This window comes from Rhizobium leguminosarum bv. viciae, from assembly GCF_012276115.1.
In the GTDB taxonomy this organism is placed as follows: Bacteria; Pseudomonadota; Alphaproteobacteria; order Rhizobiales; family Rhizobiaceae; genus Rhizobium; species Rhizobium leguminosarum_T.
The window spans coordinates 57,940-81,329 of record NZ_WIEU01000024.1 but is presented as its reverse complement, the minus strand read 5'-3'; the positions used below and the strand labels follow the sequence as shown (position 1 = coordinate 81,329).

The following is a 23,390-nucleotide window of genomic DNA, read 5'->3' as shown; positions in this document are numbered from 1 at the left end:
CTCTGGGCAACGCGCTCAGCGCGCGCCCATCCGCAATGCGCCGTCGAGGCGGATGACCTCGCCGTTCAGCATGTTGTTTTCAAAGATATGACGCACCAGCCCGGCGAATTCCACCGGCCGGCCGAGCCGCGGCGGAAAGGGCACGCTCTTGCCGAGCGCTGCCTGAACCTCGGCCGGCATATCAGCCATCATCGGCGTCTCGAAAATGCCGGGTGCGATCGACACGACGCGAATGCCGAAACGGGCAAGCTCGCGGGCGATTGGCAAGGTCATCGCCGCCACCCCGCCCTTGGAGGCGGCATAGGCTGCCTGACCGATCTGGCCGTCGAAGGCGGCAACCGAAGCCGTATTGACGATGACGCCGCGTTCGCCTTCGACATCCGGCTCGGTCGTCTGAATCGCTGCGGCGGCCAGCCGGATCATGTTGAACGTGCCGATGAGATTGATGCTCACCGTGCGTGCAAAACTCTCCAGCCGGTGCGGTCCGTCGCGGCCGATCACTTTTTCGGCCGGCGCCACGCCCGCGCAATTCACCAATCCGCGCAAGCCGCCGAAGGCTTCGACGGCAGCGGCAACCACCGCCGCCCCCTCCTCGCCATCGGTCACATCGGCCTTGACGAAGCAGGCATTGCTTCCCAATTCCTGGGCGATTTCTTCGCCCGCTTGCCTATTGAGATCGGCGATCGTCACGCGCCCGCCGGCCTCCACCAGCGCGCGCACTGTTGCCGCACCCAAGCCGGAGCCGCCGCCGGTCACGATGAAACTTGCTCCACGGATCAGCATGAATCTCTTCCTCCCTGCCGACCGCCCCCCTCCAGGCGCAACCGACGGATACGATTCTATTCGCTCCACCTATTGCAAGCGATGACAGAACTGCTCCATTATTTCGGCCAGTTTTGCCATAGCGAGGATGGAATGGTCGAGATCGAGCGACGCATGATCGCGCCGGGCTTCGTGGAGGAGGCACTCGACAGCCTGCGGCGGCTCGGCAAGCCGACGGCGCCGATCCTTGCCCGCGTCGGCCTGGCATCCCCGGTCGATCAGCCGGTTTCGGCAGAGACCTACGGCGCGCTCTGGCTGGCGATCGCCGCCGAGCTCGACGATGAATTCTTCGGCATGGGGGGCCGACCGATGCGGAGCGGCAGCTTCACGCTGCTCTGCCACTCTGTGCTGCATGCGCCAACGCTCGGTCATGCGCTCCGCCGGGCGCTGCGCTTCCTCGATGTCGTGCTCGACGATCCCCGGGGGCGGCTCGTCATCCGCGACGGTCTCGCCGAGATCGAACTCAGCGACGCCGGCCGCCCGCGTTCGGCCTTCGCCTACCGCACCTACTGGATCATCCTGCACGGCATCATCTGCTGGCTGGTCGGCCGGCGCATTCCGATCCGGCTCGTCGATTTCCGCTGCGCGGAACCCAAACAAGGGGCCGACTACCGGCTCTTCTTCGGCGCCCCGGTGCGTTTCTCGCAAGCCATCAGCCGGCTCGGCTTCGACAGCGCCTTGCTGGATCTGCCGATCTCACGCAGTGAACAGGCGCTCAAACAGTTCCTCCGCGGCGCGCCCGCCAATATTCTTGTGCGCTATCGCTATGATGCCGGTATCGCCGCGGCCGTCCGCCGGCGCTTGAACCAGGCAACGCCTGCCATGTGGCGGAGTTTTGCCGAGCTTGCCGCCGATATGCGCATGCCGCCCTCCACGCTCCGCCACCGTCTGCACGACGAGGGACAAAGCTATGCCGCCATCAAGGACGACATCCGCCGGGATCTCGCCGTCGAACTGCTGCTGAACACGCCGAAGACCATCGGCGAGATTGCCGTGCAGCTCGGCTATTCCGAGCCGAGCGCCTTCTTCCGGGCGTTCCGGAAATGGATGGGCAAGAGCCCCGAGGTCTTTCGCCGAGACGGAGCGGAAATCGAGGGCATGTCAGTCGAATCGGTTGACCCGCCCTGACTGGCCTCGCGCTTTCGCGAAGATGGCGGCAATCTTCATCATGAAGGACTTGCTGAAGCGACCAAGAACCGCCTGGTGAGACTCGATGTACCAGGAACGCTCGACGATATCGTAATTGTATTCGTCGACGACGATCCAACTCTGCTTGAGATCACCGAGGCCGGCGCGCCGGCGTTCGATATCGGGAATTTCCAGGCCAACCCTTCCCACTTCCGGCGGCTGTGTGGTGATTGCCAGAAGGACGAGATGCGTGTTTCCATCGCCAGCACTGCGGATCGCGATGACGACACAGACTGGGCGCTGTTTGCGCCCCTCGGTCTCACCACGCTGCTGTTGTCATGCCCAGAGATAGGGGTAGGTTAATCACCTCGCCAGGACGAAACTCATGGTTCATCGTCGTAGCTTTCACCGCGCGCCAGCCGCTCAATCGCCTCGTCGAACAATTCGGCGTGCTCGTCCGGCATCTCCGAAATGTGATGGGCACGACGCGGGTCCCCGCCGCTGCGCATTCGCTGATAGTGCTCATAGCTCATCAGCACGAAACGTGGCTTGTTGTGGCGGGTGAGAATAACCGGCTCGCGGCTCGCGACATCGGTGACATCGCCGATCTGTTTGTTGAGATCACCTGTCGTGAACTGTCGCATGAAAATCTCTCCGGTTTAATTTCCATATATTCCATATTTTCCATCTTTTCAAGAAAATGACGCTCACGCGCCCTCGACAAGAATTCGCAAGGCTCTTCGGCCGCATCATTCAAGGGCACTTTGAACCCGCCGCAACCCGCGCTACATATTTCAGCGGGAGGAGTGCCATGTTTGATTTTTCGCTCGGCGAAACCGCGGACGCGATCCGTGAAACGACGGCGCGGTTTGCCGCCGATCATATTGCTCCGCTGGCGGCGGAGATCGACGAAAGCAACACGTTTCCACGCCAGCTCTGGCCCGAGATGGGTGCGCTCGGCTTGCATGGTATCACCGTCGAGGAAGAATTCGGTGGCGCCGGTCTCGGTTATCTCGATCATGTCGTCGCCATGGAAGAGGTTTCTCGCGCCTCGGCCTCCGTGGGCTTGAGTTACGGCGCCCATTCCAATCTCTGCGTCAACCAGATCCGCCGCTGGGCCTCGCCGGAACAAAAGCGCCGCCACCTGCCGAAGCTGATCTCCGGCGAACATGTCGGTTCGCTCGCCATGTCGGAGGTCGGCTCCGGTTCCGATGTCGTCTCCATGCGGTTGCGTGCCGAGAAAAAAGGCGATCGCTATATTCTGAACGGCACCAAGTTCTGGATCACCAACGCGCCGCATGCCGACGTGCTTGTTGTTTATGCCAAGACCGATCCCGCAGCCGGCCCGAAAGGCATTTCCGCCTTGATCATCGAGAAAGGCCTGCCCGGCTTCAGCGTCTCCAAGAAGCTTTCCAAGCTCGGCATGCGCGGCAGCGATACGGCCGAACTGGTTTTCGAGGATTGCGAAGTGCCGGCCGAGGCGCTGATGGGCCGGGAAGGCGAAGGCGTGAAGATCCTGATGTCCGGCCTCGACTATGAGCGCGCCGTGCTTGCCGGCGGGCCGCTCGGCATCATGCAGGCCTGCCTCGATGTCGTGCTGCCCTATGTGCGCGATCGCAAACAGTTCGGCAAAGCGATCGGTGATTTTCAGCTGATGCAGGGCAAGATCGCCGACATGTATGTGGCGCTGAATTCGGCGCGCGCCTATGTCTATTCCGTCGCTCGCGCCTGCGATGCCGGCCGCGCGACGCGCACCGATGCAGCTGCTGCGATCCTCTTTGCCAGCGAGAATGCCGTGAAGGTCTCGCTGGAAGCGATCCAGGCGCTCGGTGGCGCCGGCTATACCAAGGAATGGCCGGTCGAGCGTTTTTTGCGCGACGCCAAGCTTTACGATATCGGCGCCGGTACCAATGAGATCCGCCGCTACCTGATCGGCCGGGAGCTCATTGCGTCATGACGGTTATTTCGACTGCGATCGCCCGCGACAGCGACAGCTTCAAGGCCAATGCCAGCAAGAACAAAGCCCTGATCGACGAACTCCACAATCGTTCGGCGAAAGCCCGCGAGGGCGGATCGCAATCGGCGCGCGAGCGCCATACCGGCAAGGGCAAGCTGCTGCCGCGCGATCGCATCCAGCTGCTCATCGATGCCGGCAGCCCGTTCCTGGAGATCGGCACGCTGGCCGCCAACGGCATGTATGATGACGAGGCGCCCGGCGCCGGCATCATTACCGGCATCGGCCGCGTTTCCGGCCGCGAGGTGATGATCGTCGCCAATGACGCGACGGTGAAGGGCGGTGCCTATTTCCCGATGACGGTGAAGAAACATCTGCGGGCGCAGGAAATCGCCCTGCAGAACCGGCTGCCCTGCCTCTATCTGGTCGATAGTGGCGGCGCCAATCTTCCGCATCAGGCCGAAGTCTTTCCCGACCGCGACCATTTCGGCGCAATATTCTACAACCAAGCCCAGATGTCGGCCGAGGGAGTCCCCCAGATCGCCTGCGTGATGGGAAGCTGCACCGCCGGTGGCGCCTATGTGCCCGCCATGTCCGACGAGACGGTGATCGTGCGTAATCAGGGCACGATCTTCCTCGCCGGCCCGCCGCTGGTTAAGGCTGCGACCGGCGAGATCATCTCGGCCGAAGAACTCGGCGGCGCCGAGACCCACGGCCGCCGCTCCGGCGTCGTCGATCATGTGGCCGAAAACGACGAACATGCATTGCTGCTCGTCCGTGATATCGCAGCCACTCTCAACAGCGTTAAATCAGTCGATATCGACCTGCAGCCGCCGCGGCCGCCGAAACTCGATGCCGAGGATCTCTGCGGCCTCATCCCGGAGGATGTGCGCTCGCCCTATGATGTGCGCGAGGTCATCGGCCGGATCGTCGATGGCTCGGAACTGCATGAGTTCAAGCCGCTCTATGGCGCCACGCTGGTCTGCGGCTTCGCCCGCATCTGGGGCATGCCCGTCGCCGTCATCGCCAATAACGGCGTTCTCTTCTCCGAAAGCGCGCTGAAGGGGGCGCATTTCATCGAGCTCGCCTGCCAGCGCCGCATACCTTTACTGTTTCTGCAGAATATCTCCGGCTTCATGGTCGGCGGCCGCTATGAGGCTGGCGGCATCGCCAAGGATGGGGCAAAGTTGGTGACCGCGGTTGCGACCGCGAGCGTGCCGAAGGTCACGGTCATCATCGGCGGCAGCTTCGGCGCCGGCAATTACGGCATGTGCGGCCGCGCCTATCGCCCGCGCTTTCTCTTCACCTGGCCGAACAGCCGCATCAGCGTGATGGGCGGCGAACAGGCGGCCTCGGTGCTCGCCACGATCCGCCGAGACTCCATGGAGGCGCGCGGTGAGAATTGGCCTATTGACGAGGAGGAAGCCTTCAAGGCGCCGATCCGCGCCGGCTATGAGGCCGAGGGCAATCCCTATTATGCCACGGCTCGCCTCTGGGACGACGGCATCATCGATCCGCGCCAGACGCGGGATGTGCTGGGTCTTGCCTTTTCCGCCTGCCTGAATGCGCCGATCCCGAAAGGGCCGCGCTTCGGCCTGTTCAGGATGTGAGGCGCCGATGATGGAAAGTCTTCTCATTGCCAACAGGGGCGAGATCGCCCGCCGCATCATCCGCTCGGCCAAGATGCTCGGCATCCGCACCATCGCCGTCTATTCCGAGGCCGATGCCGGCCTGCCCTTCGTCAGGGAGGCTGACGAGGCTATCGCCATCGGCTCCTCGCCGGCCCGCGAAAGCTATCTCTCGCAGGAACGCATTCTGGAGGCCGCCCGGAAAACCGGCGCCGCGGCGATCCATCCCGGTTACGGTTTCCTTTCGGAAAACGCCGAGTTTGCCGAAGCGGTGGAAAAGGCCGGGATCATCTGGGTCGGCGCGCCCCCGGCTGCAATCCGCGCGATGGGCCTTAAGGACTCCGCGAAGGAATTGATGCAGGCAGCCAGCGTGCCCGTGACCCCCGGCCATATGGGCGCGGACCAGAGCGAAGAGAGGTTGGCGGCCGAGGCGGACACCATCGGTTATCCCGTGCTCATCAAGGCGGTTGCCGGCGGCGGCGGCAAGGGCATGCGCCGCGTCGAGCGCCCGCAAGATTTCGCCGAACTACTCGCCTCCTGCCGCCGTGAGGCGGCTGCCGCCTTCGGTGACGACCGCGTTCTGATCGAACGCTATATCGCCAATCCGCGCCATATCGAGGTGCAGGTTTTCGCCGACAAGCTCGGAAATTGCGCTCATCTCTTCGAACGTGATTGTTCGCTGCAGCGCCGTCACCAGAAGGTCATCGAGGAGGCCCCTGCCCCCGGCCTCGATGCCGCAACCCGGGCGGCAATCTGCGATGCGGCGGTGAAAGCCGCAAGAGCGGTGAATTATGTCGGCGCCGGCACCATCGAATTCATCGCCGATGCCTCGGAAGGCCTTCGCGAAGATCGCATCTGGTTCATGGAGATGAACACCCGCCTGCAGGTGGAACACCCGGTCACCGAGGCAATTACTGGCGAGGATCTGGTGCTCTGGCAGTTGAAGGTCGCTAGCGGCGAACCGCTGCCGAAGATGCAAGATGAAATCGCCATGAACGGCTGGGCCTTCGAAGCCCGGCTCTATGCCGAAAATCCTGCCGCCGGCTATCTGCCCTCGACGGGCCGCCTCGAACATCTGCGCCTGCCAGAAACAGTCCGCGTCGATAGCGGCGTCGAACAAGGGGATGACATCACCGCCTTCTATGACCCGATGATTGCCAAGATCATTGCGCATGGGCCGAACCGCGAGACCGCACTTTCGAAGCTCGCAGCCGCCTGCGCCGGCATCGAGGTCTGGCCGGTCAAATCCAATGCCGGTCTTCTCGCCGGCATCGCCGTCGACCCGGATTTTCGTGCCGCTCGGATCGATACCGGCTTTCTCGACCGTCATGACAACAGGCTTGTGGCGACGGAGCCGAACGAAATCGCGATCGATAGCGCGGCCACGGCGCTTTTAAAGAACACCGATAGTGATCCCTGGACCGCGCTTGCTGGGTTCCGCATCGCCGGCGCGGATGACAAGCGGGTGCGCATCCGTATCGGCGATCACCTCCATTGGGGGCAATCACGTCCGGAGCTCGAGGCAAATACCGTCACGATCGGTGAAACCACGGTGCTTTTCGACGCCGGCAATGCCTGGCCAATCAGCCTGCCCGTCGCAAGCGAAGTCGAGGCAAGTCAGGGTGCCGGCGATGGCGCGATCCTTTCTCCCATGCCCGGCCTCGTTATTTCGGTGGATGTCGCCGAAGGCGATCGTGTCGCCAAGGGAGACCGCCTGCTGACAGTCGAAGCAATGAAAATGGAACATTCTCTGCGTGCGCCCTTCGACGGCATCGTCGAAAAGCTGCAGGTTGCCTCTGGCGTCAGGGTCTCGGAAAACCAGCTGGTCGTCAGCATTGTGAAGGAGCAGGATTGATGGCCGGCCGTTATTTCGACGAGTGGACGGTCGGCGACCGCATCGCCCACGACCTTCGCCGCACGGTCACCGAGACCGACAACCTGCTCTTCACGACGCTTTCCCACAATCCGCAGCCGCTGCATCTCGATGCCGACTATGCGGCCGGCACCGAATTCGGCCGGATCGTCGTCAACGGCACCTTCACCTTTGCCCTCACCGTCGGCCTTTCGGTCGGCGACACGACGCTCGGCACGCTCGTCGCCAATCTCGGCTATGACAAGGTGACGATGCCGAAGCCGGTCTTCATCGGCGATACGCTGCGGGTGGAAACGGAGGTGATGGAGCTGCGTCGCTCGAACTCCCGCCCCGATGCCGGCATCGTCACCTTCCAGCATATCACCCTGAACCAGCGCGGCGAGATCGTCTGCCAATGCCTGCGCACGGCAATGCTGAAGGTGAAACCGTCATGAGGCTGCGCTCGCTGCTCTTTGCGCCCGGTGACCGGCCGGAGCGTTTCGAAAAAGCGCTCGCCTCAGGCGCCGATGCCGTCATTCTCGATCTGGAAGATTCGGTTGCGCCCATAAACAAGCCAAAAGCGCGCGAGAGCGTGCACGAGTTCGTCTTGCATCATGCCGGCGAGACCCCTCTCCTGATCCGCATCAATCCCCTCGCCTCGCAAGAATTCGAAGACGACCTTGCCGCTTTGAGCGGCCTTCATCCTTTCGCGATCGTGCTGCCGAAAGCCGAGGGTGCTGCTTCCGTACTGAAACTCGCAGGCTCTCTTGCATCTGCTATCCCCATCTTGCCGATTGCGACCGAAACGCCATCCGCGATCTTCGAGATCGGCAGCTACCGAGATGTCTCAACCAGCCTCTGCGGCCTGACCTGGGGGGCTGAGGATCTGCCGGCCGCGATAGGGGCTGCGACCGCGCGGCGGACGGACGGACGTTATACGCCGCCTTACGAGCTTGCCCGCTCGCTGGTGCTATTCGGCGCCCATGCCGCCGCCGTTCCGGCGATCGACACCGTCTATCCCGATTTCAACGATGTGGGCGGTCTCAGGGCCTATGTCGGCCGCGCCCGGCGCGACGGCTTTTCGGGCATGATGGCCATCCATCCAAGCCAGGTCGAAGTGATCAATCACGCCTTCACGCCGGATGCATCCGAAATCGCCTGGGCGGAGAAAGTCGCCGACGCCTTCGCCGCCAGGCCCGACGCAGGCGTCATTCAGCTCGACGGACGCATGCTGGACCTGCCGCATCTCAAGCTTGCCCTCCGCCTCCTGGAAATCGCACGACGATAGGGCAAACCGCACCAACGAAGCGAGAACCGTGCCAGCTCAATTGTAGGGGGAGTAGCATTGTCTGCGCGGCCCCCCGTAGGGCTGAAAACTATTGTCATAGGCTGAATAGGACCGGTAACGGCGCGCGCACCAGTCATAATGTCTTCCGTCATATCGGATCGAATATTCCTCAGCTGGCGGAGGAGCCGGCGGAGCGGGTGGAGGTATGACAAACGGTGGCGGCCCCAGAGGACCGGGAATCAATGGAATGGGCGGCCCAACTTGCGCCATGGCAGCCGATTGCATCGCCAGAAGCAACGAGACCGTGGTGAACATCAGTAAATATTTCATCAGTCGTCCTCATATCCACGCCGTTCGAAAGCGTGATCCTTGTTTCCTGAACTTCGTTACCGCGCCCCAGAGGCACGCCCTGCCATCAACGGCTAAACTTCAGGTCCGGTTTTTCACCGTCCCACCCCTGAAGTCCGCCGGGAACCGAGCGGAATCGAAGGCATCGTGTGCCCATCTTGCCGGATATGCACATCGCGTCGTCCTTGACCGTCCAGGTGATGGAGAGCGTGAATGGCAACGGGCCGCGAATGCTTCCGGCGCCGTCTTACTTCAGGGTGAATTTGAGAGTCTTGCCATCCGGCGCAAGTGCCGACCAGGGAACTCCGTCGGCGAGAATTGCGGCAGCCTTCTCAGACGGCAGGAACTGTTCCTGCCCGGAGAATGCCGGGCTCGCCGCAAGAGCTGCGATCACCGCCCCTGCAAGCCGTGGATGTTTCTTCACGTCGATGTCCTTTCGCTCATCGGCGAATCTTCTGAACCGGGGATCGTGGGTTCAGCTTGTAGAGAGGCCAGCGTTAATGGCGGTAAAGCCGGTGTAAAGTTGGGTAAAATATTGAAATCCAAGACCTGCGGGCGCCGTTTGACTTGCGCCGCCACAGGTGGCCGGGCGGCCGATCAGCCCGATTTCGCCGCTCGCTCGGAGGCGATTGGCTCTTGTCGGGAGAGATAACCGGCACCGACGGCGACGTAGAGATCCACATAGTCCTTAGCAACCTGTTGCACGGTGGCAGCAAGGCTTTCCTGAGCATCGGAGACCGACCGCTGCGCGTCCAGGACATCGAGTAGCGACGAAGCACCTTGCTTGTAGCTCGTCGTCGAAAGCGCGAGCGATTCCTCCGCCGTTTTCACCTGTCTACGAAGCGGCTCCAGTGTCTGCGTGTCATGGCGAACTGCCGACAGCGCGTTTTCCACCTCTTCGACCCCGTTCAGCACTGCCGCTTTCCAGGCGAGATATTGGGTTCTGGCATCGGATTTTTCGATATCGACATTCGCCCGCAATTTGCCGCCATCGAAGATCGGCAGGTTGAGCGTCGGTCCGAAGGACCAGCTGGTCAGGGTTCCGCCGCTAGCGCCTGATGATTTGACCCAGCTCGGCGAGATCGAACCGGAGAGCGAGATCGACGGGTAGAGCTGGGCTTCGGCAGCGCCGATATCGGCGACGGCCGCCGCCAGGTCGCGTTCTGCCTTGCGGATATCTGGACGGTTGCGGATGAGATCGGCCGGAATGCCGGCGCGAATGTCGCCGCGGAAGACCGGCTGACCTGCACTCCTCTGCAGCTCATTCATCAGCGTGGCCGCCGGCATCGCCAACAGGGTTGCAATGTGGTGGCTCGACTCGGTGAAGCTTTGTTCAAGGCCGGGGATATCGGATTTTGTCGACTGTACAAGGCCTTCGGCCTGAACGACGTCAAGGCGAGAGGCCGCACCTGCCTTAAGCTGCAGCTGCGTGAGTTCGTAGGTCTCCTGACGGGACTTCAAATTCGCCTGCGAAAGCGCGATGCGCTGCTGATAATAGCGGGCGTCGATATAGCTCTCGACCAGGTCTTTCAGGAAGGTGAGCTTTGCATCGTCGGCCGTTGCATAGGCGGCCCCCAGCGAGGCAATCGCACTCTCCTTCGAGCGACGGTACTGGCCGAAGAAGTCGAGCAGCCAGGAAAGGCTGGCCTCGCCGCCCGTCGTGTTCGTGGTGCCGACGGTCGTACGCTCAGAACCCTTCTCACCGGACACTGTGTGCGATGCGCCGACATCGAGGCTCGGCAGGCCGCCGGCGCCGGCAACCGTGACATTGGCGGCAGCCGAGTTAATGCTCTCGAGCGCCTGCAGGACATCAAGGTTCTCGCTGAAGCCATGAACCACCAGACCGTCGAGCTGCTTGTCACGATAGGCCGTCCACCACTGCGCCGTCACGACATCGCCGTTGCTCTTGGTCCCGCCCTTTTGGAATTTAGCCGGAAGCGGCATCTGTGGGGGAACGTGATCCGGGCCGCTGACGCAGCCCGCCAGCAGAAGCGTGACTGCCGATGCGGCGTAGCGGAGGGATGATATTCTTGTGCAGAGCGACGGATTCACTGGCGAGCTTTCTGAACCGGGATCGTAGGTTCAGGCTTAGCGGCGCCAACGTTAATGGCGGTAAAGACACTGTAAAGTTAGGTAAAATCGCGAGGAGCCGGATCAGGCTTGGTCGTCAGCCGAACCATAGGACGTCGGCTTTCTGGGAAGCTCCAGGGTGATTGCCAGGCCACCCGTATCCGGCAACGACGCATGCACACGCCCGCCATGGCGCTCGATGGCCTGCCTGGTGATTGCCAGACCCAGGCCATATCCGCCTCTCGGTACAGCCTCGTTCCCGCGTGAGAATGGCTGGAAGATCCGTTCGAGTTCGTCCCGCCTGACACCTGGCCCTTGATCGGTGACACAGATTTTGAGCCGGTCGGCCGTCGCCTCGCAAGACACGGATATGTGCGAATGCTCGGCCGTATATTTGACAGCGTTGCGGACGACGTTTTCGAGCGCCCTGTAGATCAGCTCACCTTCGACCTCGGCTGCGAAGACGCCCTCGACACTGGTTGTGATTGAGACCTCCCGCGCCTGGGCTTCGAATGCCGCATCGCCGAGAATTTCGTTCAGCAGCTCGATGACATCGAGAGTGTGCGTTTTCAGCGGCCGGCTGGATCCCGCAGTCAACCTGGCAAGCGTCAGAACTTCGCCGACCAGCGCATCCAGCCGTTCGACCTCCCGGTCCATGCGATCCAGCATGACGCCGAGTTTGGCCGGGCTCTGCCGGAGGACGCCGACAGCGGCCTGCAGGCGGGACAAAGGCGAACGCAGTTCGTGGGAGACATCATGGAACAACCGCTGCTGCGCATCCTGAAGCTCTTGAAGCCGGGCGGCGCTGGAATCGAAGTCATGTGCAAGCGCGGTAACCTCGTCCTTTCGGCCGGCCATCTTGTCACCGATGCGGAAGTCGAAGCGGCCATGGGCGAGCGCGCTCAAGCCATCGCGCAGATGCACGACGGGACGAATGAGGTACCGGGCGAGTGCACCTGCCGATATCGTGCTCGAAATCAGGATCGCGAGCCACGGTATGAATGGACCAATGTTGTCGAAGGTGAACGTCGCCTGGACCGGCAGGGAAATCTGATAGCAAACCCCGTCCTTCTGGACGGATCTTGTATCGATGGTCTTTGGAACCGCACAGGCATCGGCTTTCGTAGTTTTGGAGATCGTCAGACCAGACGGTAGCGTCTCTTCGCTTGTGCGCACGAAATGCGTTGCGGCATCTTCGCCATCTCTGGCGAGCACGTTTGCGGTCAGGTTCAGGGCGATCGCTCGCCGCTCTTCCTCCAGTTCGCGCGCAAAAGGAACCCCCTGGAGAAAATTGACGAGCAGGAATATCGCGCCGACTGTCGCCGCCATCGTCAGCCAGATCGTCGAGAAGAATTTCCAGAAAAGCCGGGGCATGGTCAGTCCACGAGAAGTTGATAGCCCTGGCCGCGAACGGACTGGATCCAGGATTGTCCGTCCTCCCTCAGTCCGAGCTTCTGGCGAACGCTGCTGATATGGACGTCGATACGGCGATCGAACGGGGTCAGCGGCTTGCCGAAGGCCCGCTTCGAAATGTCCTGCTTCGACACGAGCTGGCCGGCGCTGCGAGCGAGGACCTCGAGCAGGCTGAATTCCGTGCCGGTCAGTTCCAAGGTTTCGTCGCGCCATTCGGCGATCCTGCTGCCCGGATGAATCACGAGTTTTCCCGCCCTTATCGTGTCGGTCGAAGTACCGGCCGCAGGCTGACCTGCCCGGCGGAGGATGGCGCGCAGTCTCGCCGCAAGTTCGCCCGGCGAGCATGGCTTCGGCACATAGTCGTCGGCGCCCAGATTGAGGCCCGATATCCTGTCGACGTCATCGCCCCTTGCGGTCAGCATCAGGACCGGGACCTGGCTGAGTTTCCTGATCCTCTGCAGAACCTCGATCCCGTTCATCCGAGGCATCATGATGTCGAGCACGATAATATCGACCGTATTGCCGGCAGCAGCGGCAATCGCGGCGCGACCGTCCGTATCGGTGGCGACCTCATATCCTTCTTCGACCAGATATTCCTGCAGAAGCGTCGTCAGCTCGGCATCGTCGTCGATGAGGAGAACCTTCTCCATTCACTTCGTCCGTCATTGATCCGGGTAAGCCATACAGCACAAACACAGTCGCGCGACCGAGTTTTACCTAACTTAACACTAACTTGACCGCACTTAACGTTCACCCCGTTACTTATCCTTCCATGACATCACCGCGAGCCAGGATCGAGTTGCCTCAACATGAGCCGCAATCCTTCATCGAATTGGCACGGATCGGGAAAAGGCACCCATGCCTTTGACCACAAGGAGCGCATCGTTGAGAAAACCGCCCAGAATATTCGTTGCCGCTCTTGTTACGGCAGTGCTCCTGCTTCCGCTGCGCAATGGGATGGCGGACCAATCCGCCGCACCCGCCCTTACCGTCTCGCTGGTGACGCCGGCTGAGCGGGACTGGCCGGAAACCGTTCCCGCAAGCGGCTGGCTGAAGCCCTGGCAGGAAGCCATCATCGCTTCCGAGACGAGCGGTCTGCGCGTAACCGAAATCCTGGCCGACGTCGGCTCCGTGGTTAAGAAGGGGCAGACCCTCGTCCTGATGTCGCAGGACAGCGTGCAGGCCGACCTTCGCAAGCAGGAGGCGGCCGTCGTGACCGCTAAGGCAAACCTAACAAAGGCGAAGGCCAATGCCGATCGGGCTCGCCAGCTTCGCTCTTCGGGCGCCCTTTCGGATGAGAAGATTGTCGAATATTTCGCCGACGAACAGACGGCGACGGCAAGTCTTGCGTCTGAAGAGGCGGCGCTCGACAGCCAGAAGATCAAGCTCGACCAGACGACCGTCACGGCCGTCGACGACGGCCTGATAACCTCGCGGTCGGCCGAACTCGGCGCGGTCGTCTCGTCGGGCACCGAATTGTTTCGCCTGGTCCGCCAGCAGCGGGTCGAATGGCAGGCCGAAGTTTCGGCCCGCTACCTCTCACGCATCTCGGAAGGATTGAGCGTCGACATCGACGGGCCGGACGGGCGTCCCATTCAGGGCAAGGTAAGGCTCGTCGGATCTTCGGTCGACACCAATACAAGCCGGGCGATCGTCTATGTCGCACTTCCCCAGGACGTTCAGCCGCGCACCGGCCTTTACGTCACCGGCACCATCGAACTGAGGACCACGCCGGCGCTGACGGTTCCGGAGACGGCAATCGTTTTCCGGGACGGGATAAACTACGTCTTCGCGGCCGGCGAGGACAAGCGGGTAAGGCGGGTGCGGGTGGAGACCGGCCGCCGCAATGACGGCGAAGTCGAGATCGTCTCCGGCATAGATCTGTCGGCGAGAGTGGTGACGTCGGGTGGAGCGTTTCTGTCGGACAACGATCTCGTGAAGACTGCGGGAGAAGGTTGATGAACTTTTCCGCATTTTCGATCCGCAATCCCGTACCGGCAATCCTGCTCTTTGCGATGCTTGCCGTCGGCGGTTTGCTGGCCTTCAAGCATCTGCCGGTCCAGAACTTCCCCGATATGGACCTCCCGACCATCAAAATTACCGCGACGCTCGATGGAGCCGCACCGGCGCAGCTCGAGACGGAGGTCGCCCGCACGATCGAGGACAATCTTGCCTCGCTGAGCTATCTCGACCACGTCACCACGACGATCACCGACGGCACGGTGTCGATCAGCGTGTCCTTCAAACTGGAGAAAGACAGCGAAACGGCCCTGAACGAGGTCCGCAACGCTGTGGACAGTGCAAAGGCCGATCTGCCGGCTCAGATGCAAACGCCAAGCGTCACCAAAGTCACCGTGCAGAATTCCGCGCTGGTCACCTATGCCATCCGGTCTGCCGCCCTCAATGAAACCGAGCTCTCCTGGTTCATCGACAACGATCTGACCAAGGCGCTCCTGTCGGTATCAGGCGTGGGACAGGTCAATCGCATCGGCGGTGTCGACCGCGAGGTTCACGTCGACCTCGATCCGACAACGATGGCCGCATTCGGCGTGACGGCCACCACTGTGTCGGCGCAATTGAAATCGGTTCAGGCCGATACATCAGGTGGCCTTGGAGAGATTGGCGGCACCCGTCAGACATTGCGCACGCTCGGCGCCGTGGCGTCGGTCGATGCTCTGAAGGAACTCAGAATTCCTCTGGCCAACGGACAGCAGGTTCGCCTCGACGAGGTCGCATCCGTCACGGACAGCTTCGCGGAGCGTTCTTCGATGGCCTATCTCGACGGCAAACCGGTGGTCGCAGTCGAGATCAAGCGCTCGAACGGGTTTTCGGACAGCGGTGTCGCTGATGACGTCGACAAGGCGATGAAACAGTTCGCAGCCGCGCATTCCAACGTACAGATCGAGGAGGCCTACAGCACGCTCGGGCCGATCATCGACAACTACGATGGTTCGATGCACATGCTGTACGAAGGCGCGATCCTGGCGATCGTCGTCGTCTGGCTCTTCCTTCGGGACTGGCGAGCGACGATCCTGTCGGCCGTGGCGCTGCCGCTGTCGGTCATACCGACCTTCCTCGTCATGTATCTGGCCGGCTTCAGCCTGAACATGATCACGCTGCTGGCGCTGTCGCTCGTGGTCGGCATCCTCGTCGACGACGCCATCGTCGAAGTCGAGAACATCGCCCGCCATCTGCAGATGGGCAAGCGGCCGATCGACGCCGCTCTCGAGGCCGCCGACGAGATCGGGCTTGCCGTCATCGCAACCACCTTCACGCTGGTCGCCGTCTTCCTGCCGACTGCTTTCATGAGCGGCATCCCGGGACTTCTGTTCCGTCAGTTCGGGATCACCGCCGCCGTCGCCGTCCTCGTCTCGCTCGTCGTCGCACGCCTGCTGACGCCGATGATGGCCGCCTATTTCATGAAGGCCCATCCGGCAGAGCAAAAGGACGGCCGCATCATGCGCGCCTATATGGCTTTCGTGAAAGCCGCCATGAACCGCAGGAAGACCACGGTCGCCGTTACCGCCATCGTCGTGGCACTCTCGCTTTCCACCATCCCCTTTTTGAAGTCGGGCTTCCTGCCTGCTTCCGACGACGCGCGAGCCCAGATCACGCTCACCCTGCAGCCGGGCGCCACCATCGAGCAGACGGACGCCGCCACCAGGAAAGCCGCCGAAATCGTCGGCAAGCTTACCGACGTGACGCGTGTCTTTTCCTCGGTCGGTTCGGTATCTTCGGGCGGCGGCCCCGACAGCGGCACGACGAGCGATGTTGGATCCGCCACGATCGTCGCCGTATTGTCCCCCATCGGCGAGCGCGATCGCAAGCAGTCGGAAATCGAAAACGACATTCGCCAAGCGCTCTCCGTACTCCCGGGCATGCGCGTGGAGGTCGGCAGCGGTGGGAATGGCACGAAGCTCGATATTACGCTGGCGAGCGACGATGCGAACGTCCTCGACAGCGCAAGCACAGCGCTTGAGGAGCAACTGCGCACGCTGCAAGGCATCGGAGCGGTGACATCGACCGCATCCAGACAGGCGCCCGAGATCCAGATCACGCCCGACTTTGCCCGCGCAGCAGCGCTCGGAGTGACGTCGAGTTCCGTCGCCGAGGCCGTGCGCGTGGCAACCGACGGAGAATATTCCGCCGATCTGCCGAAGCTCAACCTGCCCCAGCGCCAGGTTCCGATCGTCGTGCGCTTCAGCCCGGAGGCCCGCACCAGTCTGGACGACATCAAGAATATGCGGGTGGCGGGAACGAACGGCAATGTCGACCTCGGATCGATCGCCGATATCCGGATCGGCGGCAGCCCGTCGGAGATCGACCGCATCGATCGCATGCGCAATATCACCCTTTCCGTCGAACTCAACGGCCGCATCCTCGGCGACGTCAACCGCGAAGCGCAGGCTCTGCCGGCGCTCCAGCACCTGCCGTCGGGCGTCACTCTCGTCGAACAGGGCGAACTTCAGCGCAGCTCGGAGCTGTTCCAGAGCTTCGGCCTCGCCATGGCGATCGGCGTGTTCTGCATTTATGCCGTCCTCGTCCTGCTCTTCCACGACTTCCTGCAGCCGCTCACCCTTCTGATGGCTCTGCCGCTCTCGCTCGGCGGCGCGCTCGTTCCGCTGGTGGTGACCGGAACCAGCTTCTCGATGGCGGCCGTCATCGGGCTGCTCATGCTGATGGGCGTGGTGACGAAGAATTCCATTCTTCTCATCGAATATGCGATCATGTCGCGCCGCCAGGGCATGTCGCGCTTCGATGCCCTCGTGGACGCCTGCCACAAGCGCGCCCGGCCGATCGTCATGACCACCATTGCCATGGCAGCCGGCATGCTTCCCGTCGCACTCAGCCTGACGGGTGGCGATTCGAGCTTCCGGCAGCCGATGGCGATCGTGGTGATCGGCGGCGTGATGATGTCGACGCTGCTCAGCCTCATCGTCATCCCCGTCATCTTCACCTTCGTCGACGACCTGGACGAGGGGCTCAAGCGCCTCGTGCGCCGGCGCGGGCCAGCCCAGGAAGCCGGCGAGGAACCGCATGCCTCCAACGATCACGCAGCAATCGCCTTCAAGCCCGAGCTTTCGAAGAGAGGGCAGGGGCAGAGATGACCTCTACGCCATTGGCCAGATGGTTCCGGACCCGATACGCGCCGCACCGGCGGCTTTCATGGCAACCTCTTCGGTCGAATTCCCTCCCCGGAACGAGACCGCGGGACGTGTTCCCCCGCAGGCGGCCTCGCGCCGCCTGCGCGTCCTGCATCTTCTCTGCCAACAGCGTACCTCGCCCGCGTCGCAGAAAGACCTTTACCAAACTTTACACTTCCTTAACCGCGCTTAACATCCACACAGCTATTAGAGTTCGACCTCAGTTCAATCTGGAGTGTCGTGTGTCCAAGGCACATCGAAATATTCTGCATTGCCGCTTCGCGGAGCGGAAAGTCATATTTCCCGAGATTTGGCGGTGGTTGCTGAAGCTTGATTCAAAGAATTATATCTCAATTGCTGATTGCTTAAGTCCCGGGATCCAATCAAGCCGCGCAGAAAACGTTCGAATAAAGCGTGACGCTCTGCTGTAAGACATTTCAATTGGAGGAACGGGGTGATTGATGCTGCGGGTGATCGGGGCGCGTTTGCCGGACAGATCGAACAGTTCAACAGGGCAGCACGCCCATCTCATACTGAACATTGCCTGATGTCATGACATTGGCGTCATGGCTTCGAAATCGGGCAAGGCGCCGCTCGCGTAGCCGGCCGCCCCGAGCGAAGCGATGGCGATCCGGCCGTCGCGGATCGACAGCAGCGGTCCGTCGCCACCCTGCTCGTAGAGATCGGGATGGGCCGCGGCAAAACGCGCCTTCTCCGCCTGCGGCGCACCCTGCATGCCGGCCACATAGTGATGGCCGTTGCGCTCGACATGGGAGAGGCCGATCAGCGAGACCAGCGCCAGATCCTGCTGCACGGCAAGCCCCGCCTGGCAGGTCAGATCCTCGCCCGAGAGGAACAGTCCCGGCACGGTTCCGGTTCTGATGCGGATCGCCTTCATGAGCGAACGGTAGATGCCCTTGCAGGTCTTCGAGGAGACGCCGGTATAACCGAGCCGCCTGGCGGAGGCGAAGGCGCCATCGCCGTCGTCGCTCTCATCGATCAGGAAGGGTAATTGCGCCGCGAGATCCCCCAGCGGCGTTTCCATGGTGATCGCGCGCGAGAACGGCTGTTCGACAAAGGCAATGGCCGCACGCAACCTCGCCAGCCGAGGCGTCGCCCCGATTTGCGCCAGCAAGGCGGCAAGCTGTTCGGGGGCGCCAAACTGTTCGTTGCCGTCGACCGTCACCCGATAGTCGGACAGGCGGTCCAGCACGGCGGCGATCCGCGTCAGGCGGTCGATATCGGCATCGATCGTGCCCGAAAGCTTGATCTTGAACCAGCGGTTGCCATAGCGTGTTATCACCGCCTCGAGGCTTTCCGGCAGGCCGTCACCGACGGGATGGAGGATATCGCCCTCGCTGATCGGATCGACAAGCCCGATCGTATGCCGGGCCGAGATCGAGCCGGCAGGACGAAGATCGGAAAGCATCGCCAACGCGGCATCCGCGTCGATATCGTCGGGCAGCATCGGGCCGCCGATGCCGATGAGGTTGCCCCGCACCGCCTCGAAGAAGGAAATGCCGGCAAGGCGGCAATAGGCATCGAGCGCAGCGCGGGCGATGAGCGAAGGGCCGAAACAGGCGGCCAATGAATTTCCTGGCAGCCGTCTTACGGTTTCCGCCTCGTTCCGTTGGGCAGCGGCAAACAACGTCGTCGGCGCAGACGGTTCGAGCGAAGCAGCCGCAGCGGTGCGGATCGAGGTGCGCAACTGATCGACATTTTGCGCCGGCGTGAAGGCCGGACTTTTGTCGAACCATTTCGGCACCATCATCTCCGCGGCCGCACCAAGGGCGGTTCGTCCCTCTTCATCCTCGACGCGGACCCTGAGGAAGGCTTGCGGCGCCTTTTCGAGGGTTGACGCACCAAAGCGGAACGGCAGGCGCAGGCTGATATCGCGCTCGAAAGCGTCGATCTCGATCACTCTGATTCGCGGCGCCGTCACGGAGCCTCCAATGTTTCTGTCCACGATCATGCCATCCGGTCGAGCATGGCGCGCGACACTTCGTGCTGGAGCGGTTCCCGGCGAAGCAGCCGGCCGATCTCGTCCACCATGGCCTGCCCCTGGGCGAGATGCGCCTCGTTTGTGTGGCCGGCGGCATGCGGCGAAATGGTGACATTGGCCAGTGCAGGGTCGCGAAAGGGACTGTCCTGAGGCAGCGGCTCGTTATCGAAGACATCAAGAGCCGCTTCGATACGGCCGGAGCGGATCTCGGCGAGCAGCGCCGCCTCATCGACCAGCTGCGCGCGCGCCGTGTTGATGAATAGCGTACCGGGGCGCATCAGCGCCAGTTCGGGGGCGCCGATCATGCGGCGCGTTTCGGGCAGGACGGGCGCATGCAGAGAGACCACATCTGCCTGGGCCAGCATATCGTTCAGCCCGGCTCTGAAAACGCCGAGTGCCGCAGCCTCGCTATCGTGGAGAAAGGGATCGACAACCAGTACGCGGCAGCCGAAGGGAACGAGCAGCCGCATGACCGCCCGACCGACATATCCGGCGCCGACGATGCCGACCGTTCTGGCGCCAAGCAATCTCTGCGGCACGGCCGCGCGGACGTCGAGCCACTCGCCACCGTTGCGCAATTGATGATGCAGCCGGTGAATGCCGCGCATGGCGAGCAGCGCTTCGGCGACGACGAACTCGGCAACCGAAGCGGCAATTTTCGAGGCGGCATGGGTGACGCGAATGCCATCGTCGAACAGACGCGCCGGGACCAGTGTGCGGACGCTGCCAGCCGAATGGGCGACAAGGGCGAGTTGTGGATGGCGCTGGCACGCGGCGGCATCCAAGGGCGGCGTGCCCCATCCGGTGAGGCATGCCGTAGCCCCTTGCAGCAGCTGGTCGACATCGGCAGCGTCGATCGTGGCGCCGGTCGGCCAGCGCACTTCGCCAAGGGCGTTCAACTGGGCAATCGCCACATCATCAAGCATCATCCGGCGGGTCTTTTCGGTCAGCAATACGGCGATAACGGGAGCCTGTTCAATCATGGTTCTACTCTTTCGCTGCGGCGACCAAGCGCCTGAGATGGGCAAGATCGACGCGGACCTTGTCGAGCGCCTGCTCTCGGGAGACGCGGTATTGGGAATGCATCGACAGCACGCCGGCAAATCCGGTGGCGACCAGATGCGGAACGATTTCGTTCCAGGGCACCATGCCTTCGTCGAGCCCGTACCAGTCCGAATGCCAGGCGCGCTGGCCCTGAGCTCCGTAAGCGCCGGGCGACCAACCGCTGTTCTTGACGCCCATGCAGCAGAACCACGGATCGAGGATATCGAGGGTCAGACGCCAGTCTTCGCTTCCCTCCCGAATGATCTGATTGGCCGGATCGGGATAGGCGCCGATCCGGATCGGATTGCGCCCGGCCAGCAATTGCACGGCGAGCGCGCCCGAGCTGTGCAAGGTGCCGCCGTGAAGCTGGATCGTCAGCTTGATGCCGAAGCGTTCGGCCAGGCGCTCGAAGCCGTCGAGATCGCGCCGCGCCTCATCGACCTGGACCCGCCAGCGCCGCGACGGGTCGTAGCGCCAGAAGCCAAGCCGGACCTGCCCGATGCCGGCCTCGCCGCAACAAGCGAGAAGCCGGGATGCGGCATCGTCGGGCCGGGTGGAATCGATGGTCGCCATCGGGGTGCGCAGGCCGGCCGTGGCAAAGAGCTTTACCGCATTGACGATCTCCTCCGGCCTGTCAGGGGAAACAGCATGGCCATCGCGAATGAGGAGATCGGCACAGTCGAACCCCAAACCGGCCGTGATCTCGGCCGCCTTCTCGAGCGGCAGGCCCTCCAGGGTCTTGGTGAAATAGGCGATATCCATGGATCAGATCCCAGACAGAAAGGCGCTTTTCATCAGCGGGAGAGACAAAGCGCGCTGAGGCGACCGAATGCATCGCGGGCGCGCACCGCATACCGCACGCCCTGCGGCGGCGACATGTGCAGGAATGCCGTCGAGATCAGCGGCGCCGGACTGACCTTTTCAAAAGTCCCCCCATCGGTGCTGATCAGCACATCGTAGAAGATGGTCGGCCCGGCATCGCCGGCAGCCCAAAACAGCATGCGCTCCTCCCGACCACCAAGACCAAGGTAGCGTTCGACGACAAGGCCGGCAGGTGCTGCCGGGGGGGCGCCGATATCGGGAACGACAAGCACCTGCGTCAGCGACGGCAATGGCACATCCAGGTCGACGCTGATCCGGCCTTCGTCGCACTCGACGACGCTGATCGGATGCAGCAGGGCGGGCTCCTGCGCCCGGCGCATTTCGGCAAACTGCGCCTCGGTCGGTGCGGGCGGTGCGCCGACCGGCTCGAAAAGCCCACGCGGGTTGCTTTCGTCGCGCTGGGCTTCCCAGACCTCCATCGGATTGGTGAATTCCTCGTCGATGCGCAGCAGGCAAAGCGCGTGGCGGCCGGGAACCAAACCGCTCACCTCGAGACGGACGGCGGTCCGGCCCGAGCGGTTGATGGCATCGACGCTATGGATGAGGCTGATGGAAACACCGCCGCCCGGCAGCCGCGTCGGCAGGATCGCCAGGCCATCCTGGTCGGGAGCAAGCGGTGGTTCGGCGGTCACCTTGCAAACGGTATCGCCAAGCGTTGCCAGCAGTTCCATCGATGTCAGGCCGGGCTTCTTGATGATGTCGAAGGGCGGCGCCCTGTCGACGTCCGTCACCAGCATATCCAGATTGGTCTTGTGCTCCCACTGCGCCTTGGTGAAATTGCGCGAACCGAAATAGGCAAAGATCGTGCGCTGGCTCCAGCCGCCGATAAAGGCGTGGTCATTGCTGAGAAAGCTGAAATTCGCCGCTTTCGGGGCGATGATGCGCCGGTCGTGCTGTTCGATGATGCGGGCGATGATCCCGGCGTAATAAGCCTTGCCGTGCCAGCTATGGTGATCGCTCCAGCCGAGCTGCGGATCGCATTCATCGTTGACGATGGGCAGGCCCGCCAGGCGCGGGTGATGCTCCTTGAGGTAGTCGACGACGAGAAGCGTGCGGTCGACGATACCGTTGGTTTTCGGGGTCAGGTCTTCCTTGCTGCCGTTGACGCCCTTTTCGTGGATCGAGATGTAATCGAGGCGCGGCGGGCCGTCACCGGTCAGGCAACTCGTGCCGCTGTCGCAGTGGGCCATGAGGGCGCGAAAGATCGGCGACAGCGTGCGGGCGGTTCCGGGTCCGCCCATCGGCAGGCTGGCATCGATGGCATCGAGGCCGGCGACGCAGGCGTCGTAGTAGTTGGTGTAACCCTTGATCCCGTAGGTCCACCAGCCGGAGTCGGCCTCGTTCGTCGTTTCGAAGTACCATGTGCGCAATTCGTCCATGCCGTAGCGCGCGCCATAGCGGTCGACCGTCGCCGTCACAAGGTCCCGCCAGCGCCTGACCTGATCCATGTCCTCATAATCGGTGAACAGACCCGACGGGTTACCCATCAGCTCGAAGAACGGCTTCAGCCGGTGCTCGATCATCACGTCGAGCGCGCGATCGAGCAGGGACCAGTCATAGCTGCCCTCGCCCTTCGCGCTCAGCAGATTGTAAAGGTAATGCACCCGCAGGAACCGGATGCCCTCATTCGGCAGGCCGCCGATATAGGCGAGCATCTGCCGCATCTCGGGCTCGAGCAGCAGCTCGGCCGGCGAAAAGCCGGTGCCGCGCCAGAACCGGTTGAACGGGCGTACCGCTTCACTGGCATCAACGTTTATTCGCGTACGTTCACGCATGGGTCGTCTCTCCTTGGGCGGAAGTTTGGCAGTGCGCCGC

The 23,390-nt window shown here is 62.5% G+C and carries 19 protein-coding genes and 1 pseudogene; 8 read left to right on the top strand and 12 right to left on the bottom strand.

Annotation, left to right across the window (positions count from 1 at the left end; all coding sequences use genetic code 11):
- Positions 1–15: 15 nt before the first annotated feature.
- Positions 16–783, bottom strand: coding sequence for a 3-hydroxyacyl-CoA dehydrogenase (locus tag GFM02_RS29430; protein WP_168323603.1), 768 nt, complete (start codon positions 781–783; stop codon positions 16–18).
- Between the two features lie 81 nt (positions 784–864).
- Between GFM02_RS29430 and GFM02_RS29425 the strand changes: the two genes are divergently transcribed.
- Positions 865–1,950 carry an AraC family transcriptional regulator gene (locus GFM02_RS29425; protein ID WP_168323602.1) on the top strand — a complete coding sequence of 362 codons (1,086 nt, stop codon included), beginning with the start codon at positions 865–867 and terminating at the stop codon, positions 1,948–1,950.
- On the opposite strand, the pseudogene GFM02_RS35265 reads toward GFM02_RS29425, so the two are convergent.
- Positions 1,924–2,344 (bottom strand): annotated as a pseudogene (locus GFM02_RS35265) (hypothetical protein). The gene GFM02_RS29425 and the pseudogene GFM02_RS35265 overlap by 27 nt on opposite strands.
- Positions 2,334–2,594 carry a type II toxin-antitoxin system Phd/YefM family antitoxin gene (locus GFM02_RS29415; protein ID WP_011654326.1) on the bottom strand — a complete coding sequence of 87 codons (261 nt, stop codon included), beginning with the start codon at positions 2,592–2,594 and terminating at the stop codon, positions 2,334–2,336. The pseudogene GFM02_RS35265 and the gene GFM02_RS29415 overlap by 11 nt, the downstream one beginning before the upstream one ends.
- A gap of 167 nt (positions 2,595–2,761) precedes the next feature.
- Between GFM02_RS29415 and GFM02_RS29410 the strand changes: the two genes are divergently transcribed.
- The 5 genes from GFM02_RS29410 to GFM02_RS29390 are packed head-to-tail and all read left to right on the top strand — an operon-like array spanning position 2,762 to position 8,672.
- Positions 2,762–3,907 (top strand): isovaleryl-CoA dehydrogenase, encoded by a 1,146-nt coding sequence (locus GFM02_RS29410; protein WP_168323600.1) that lies wholly within the window; start codon positions 2,762–2,764, stop codon positions 3,905–3,907.
- Complete coding sequence (locus GFM02_RS29405; protein WP_168323599.1) at positions 3,904–5,514, top strand: carboxyl transferase domain-containing protein; 1,611 nt, start codon at positions 3,904–3,906, stop codon at positions 5,512–5,514. The genes GFM02_RS29410 and GFM02_RS29405 overlap by 4 nt, the downstream gene beginning before the upstream one ends.
- Before the next feature lie 7 nt (positions 5,515–5,521).
- Complete coding sequence (locus GFM02_RS29400) at positions 5,522–7,387, top strand: acetyl/propionyl/methylcrotonyl-CoA carboxylase subunit alpha (protein WP_168323598.1); 1,866 nt, start codon at positions 5,522–5,524, stop codon at positions 7,385–7,387.
- Positions 7,387–7,839 carry a MaoC family dehydratase gene (locus GFM02_RS29395; RefSeq protein ID WP_168323597.1) on the top strand — a complete coding sequence of 151 codons (453 nt, stop codon included), beginning with the start codon at positions 7,387–7,389 and terminating at the stop codon, positions 7,837–7,839. The genes GFM02_RS29400 and GFM02_RS29395 overlap by 1 nt, the downstream gene beginning before the upstream one ends.
- Entirely contained in the window at positions 7,836–8,672 is an 837-nt protein-coding gene (locus GFM02_RS29390; RefSeq protein ID WP_168323596.1) for an HpcH/HpaI aldolase/citrate lyase family protein, read from the top strand. Before GFM02_RS29395 ends, GFM02_RS29390 begins: the two co-directional genes overlap by 4 nt.
- A 36-nt stretch (positions 8,673–8,708) precedes the next feature.
- Here the strand turns inward: GFM02_RS29390 and GFM02_RS29385 are convergent, their stop codons facing one another.
- From GFM02_RS29385 to GFM02_RS29365, 5 genes are all read right to left on the bottom strand, one after another.
- A complete protein-coding gene (locus tag GFM02_RS29385; protein WP_246792464.1) occupies positions 8,709–8,942 on the bottom strand; it encodes a BA14K family protein in 234 nt (77 codons plus the stop codon).
- 325 nt (positions 8,943–9,267) lie between these two features.
- Entirely contained in the window at positions 9,268–9,444 is a 177-nt protein-coding gene (locus GFM02_RS35260; protein WP_246792433.1) for a hypothetical protein, read from the bottom strand.
- A gap of 173 nt (positions 9,445–9,617) precedes the next feature.
- Positions 9,618–11,072: an efflux transporter outer membrane subunit gene (locus tag GFM02_RS29375; RefSeq protein ID WP_168323594.1), complete on the bottom strand. Its 1,455-nt coding sequence runs from the start codon at positions 11,070–11,072 to the stop codon at positions 9,618–9,620.
- A 102-nt stretch (positions 11,073–11,174) separates the two neighbouring features.
- Complete coding sequence (locus GFM02_RS29370; protein WP_168323593.1) at positions 11,175–12,464, bottom strand: HAMP domain-containing sensor histidine kinase; 1,290 nt, start codon at positions 12,462–12,464, stop codon at positions 11,175–11,177.
- Positions 12,465–12,466: 2 nt separating this feature from the next.
- The gene (locus GFM02_RS29365; protein WP_168323592.1) at positions 12,467–13,153 is read right to left on the bottom strand and encodes a response regulator; all 687 of its coding nucleotides are present in this window, start codon (positions 13,151–13,153) and stop codon (positions 12,467–12,469) included.
- A gap of 208 nt (positions 13,154–13,361) precedes the next feature.
- On the opposite strand from GFM02_RS29365, the gene GFM02_RS29360 reads away from it, so the two are divergent.
- Both GFM02_RS29360 and GFM02_RS29355 read left to right on the top strand, forming a co-directional pair.
- A complete protein-coding gene (locus GFM02_RS29360) occupies positions 13,362–14,462 on the top strand; it encodes an efflux RND transporter periplasmic adaptor subunit (RefSeq protein ID WP_205930517.1) in 1,101 nt (366 codons plus the stop codon).
- Positions 14,462–17,611, top strand: coding sequence for an efflux RND transporter permease subunit (locus GFM02_RS29355; protein ID WP_168323590.1), 3,150 nt, complete (start codon positions 14,462–14,464; stop codon positions 17,609–17,611). Before GFM02_RS29360 ends, GFM02_RS29355 begins: the two co-directional genes overlap by 1 nt.
- A gap of 586 nt (positions 17,612–18,197) precedes the next feature.
- Here GFM02_RS29355 and GFM02_RS29350 read toward each other — a convergent pair.
- From GFM02_RS29350 to GFM02_RS29335, 4 genes are read right to left on the bottom strand one after another with little or no spacing between them, the layout of a single operon-like run.
- Entirely contained in the window at positions 18,198–19,619 is a 1,422-nt protein-coding gene (locus GFM02_RS29350) for a mandelate racemase (RefSeq protein ID WP_168323589.1), read from the bottom strand.
- Complete coding sequence (locus GFM02_RS29345; RefSeq protein WP_168323588.1) at positions 19,616–20,632, bottom strand: hydroxyacid dehydrogenase; 1,017 nt, start codon at positions 20,630–20,632, stop codon at positions 19,616–19,618. The genes GFM02_RS29350 and GFM02_RS29345 overlap by 4 nt, the downstream gene beginning before the upstream one ends.
- A 4-nt stretch (positions 20,633–20,636) precedes the next feature.
- A complete protein-coding gene (locus GFM02_RS29340; protein ID WP_168323587.1) occupies positions 20,637–21,455 on the bottom strand; it encodes a sugar phosphate isomerase/epimerase family protein in 819 nt (272 codons plus the stop codon).
- Between the two features lie 32 nt (positions 21,456–21,487).
- A complete protein-coding gene (locus tag GFM02_RS29335) occupies positions 21,488–23,350 on the bottom strand; it encodes a GH39 family glycosyl hydrolase (protein WP_168323586.1) in 1,863 nt (620 codons plus the stop codon).
- Positions 23,351–23,390 lie beyond the last annotated feature (40 nt).

Excerpts from the sequence above, each read along its gene's own strand:
- GFM02_RS29430 (WP_168323603.1), bottom strand. The coding sequence starts at position 783 with ATGCTGATCCGTGGAGCAAGTTTCATCGTGACCGGCGGCGGCTCCGGC.
- GFM02_RS29425 (WP_168323602.1), top strand. The coding sequence starts at position 865 with ATGACAGAACTGCTCCATTATTTCGGCCAGTTTTGCCATAGCGAGGAT.
- GFM02_RS29415 (WP_011654326.1), bottom strand. The coding sequence starts at position 2,594 with ATGCGACAGTTCACGACAGGTGATCTCAACAAACAGATCGGCGATGTC.
- GFM02_RS29410 (WP_168323600.1), top strand. The coding sequence starts at position 2,762 with ATGTTTGATTTTTCGCTCGGCGAAACCGCGGACGCGATCCGTGAAACG.
- GFM02_RS29405 (WP_168323599.1), top strand. The coding sequence starts at position 3,904 with ATGACGGTTATTTCGACTGCGATCGCCCGCGACAGCGACAGCTTCAAG.
- GFM02_RS29400 (WP_168323598.1), top strand. The coding sequence starts at position 5,522 with ATGATGGAAAGTCTTCTCATTGCCAACAGGGGCGAGATCGCCCGCCGC.
- GFM02_RS29395 (WP_168323597.1), top strand. The coding sequence starts at position 7,387 with ATGGCCGGCCGTTATTTCGACGAGTGGACGGTCGGCGACCGCATCGCC.
- GFM02_RS29390 (WP_168323596.1), top strand. The coding sequence starts at position 7,836 with ATGAGGCTGCGCTCGCTGCTCTTTGCGCCCGGTGACCGGCCGGAGCGT.
- GFM02_RS29385 (WP_246792464.1), bottom strand. The coding sequence starts at position 8,942 with ATGGCGCAAGTTGGGCCGCCCATTCCATTGATTCCCGGTCCTCTGGGG.
- GFM02_RS29370 (WP_168323593.1), bottom strand. The coding sequence starts at position 12,464 with ATGCCCCGGCTTTTCTGGAAATTCTTCTCGACGATCTGGCTGACGATG.
- GFM02_RS29365 (WP_168323592.1), bottom strand. The coding sequence starts at position 13,153 with ATGGAGAAGGTTCTCCTCATCGACGACGATGCCGAGCTGACGACGCTT.
- GFM02_RS29360 (WP_205930517.1), top strand. The coding sequence starts at position 13,362 with ATGCCTTTGACCACAAGGAGCGCATCGTTGAGAAAACCGCCCAGAATA.
- GFM02_RS29355 (WP_168323590.1), top strand. The coding sequence starts at position 14,462 with ATGAACTTTTCCGCATTTTCGATCCGCAATCCCGTACCGGCAATCCTG.
- GFM02_RS29350 (WP_168323589.1), bottom strand. The coding sequence starts at position 19,619 with ATGATCGTGGACAGAAACATTGGAGGCTCCGTGACGGCGCCGCGAATC.
- GFM02_RS29345 (WP_168323588.1), bottom strand. The coding sequence starts at position 20,632 with ATGATTGAACAGGCTCCCGTTATCGCCGTATTGCTGACCGAAAAGACC.
- GFM02_RS29340 (WP_168323587.1), bottom strand. The coding sequence starts at position 21,455 with ATGGATATCGCCTATTTCACCAAGACCCTGGAGGGCCTGCCGCTCGAG.
- GFM02_RS29335 (WP_168323586.1), bottom strand. The coding sequence starts at position 23,350 with ATGCGTGAACGTACGCGAATAAACGTTGATGCCAGTGAAGCGGTACGC.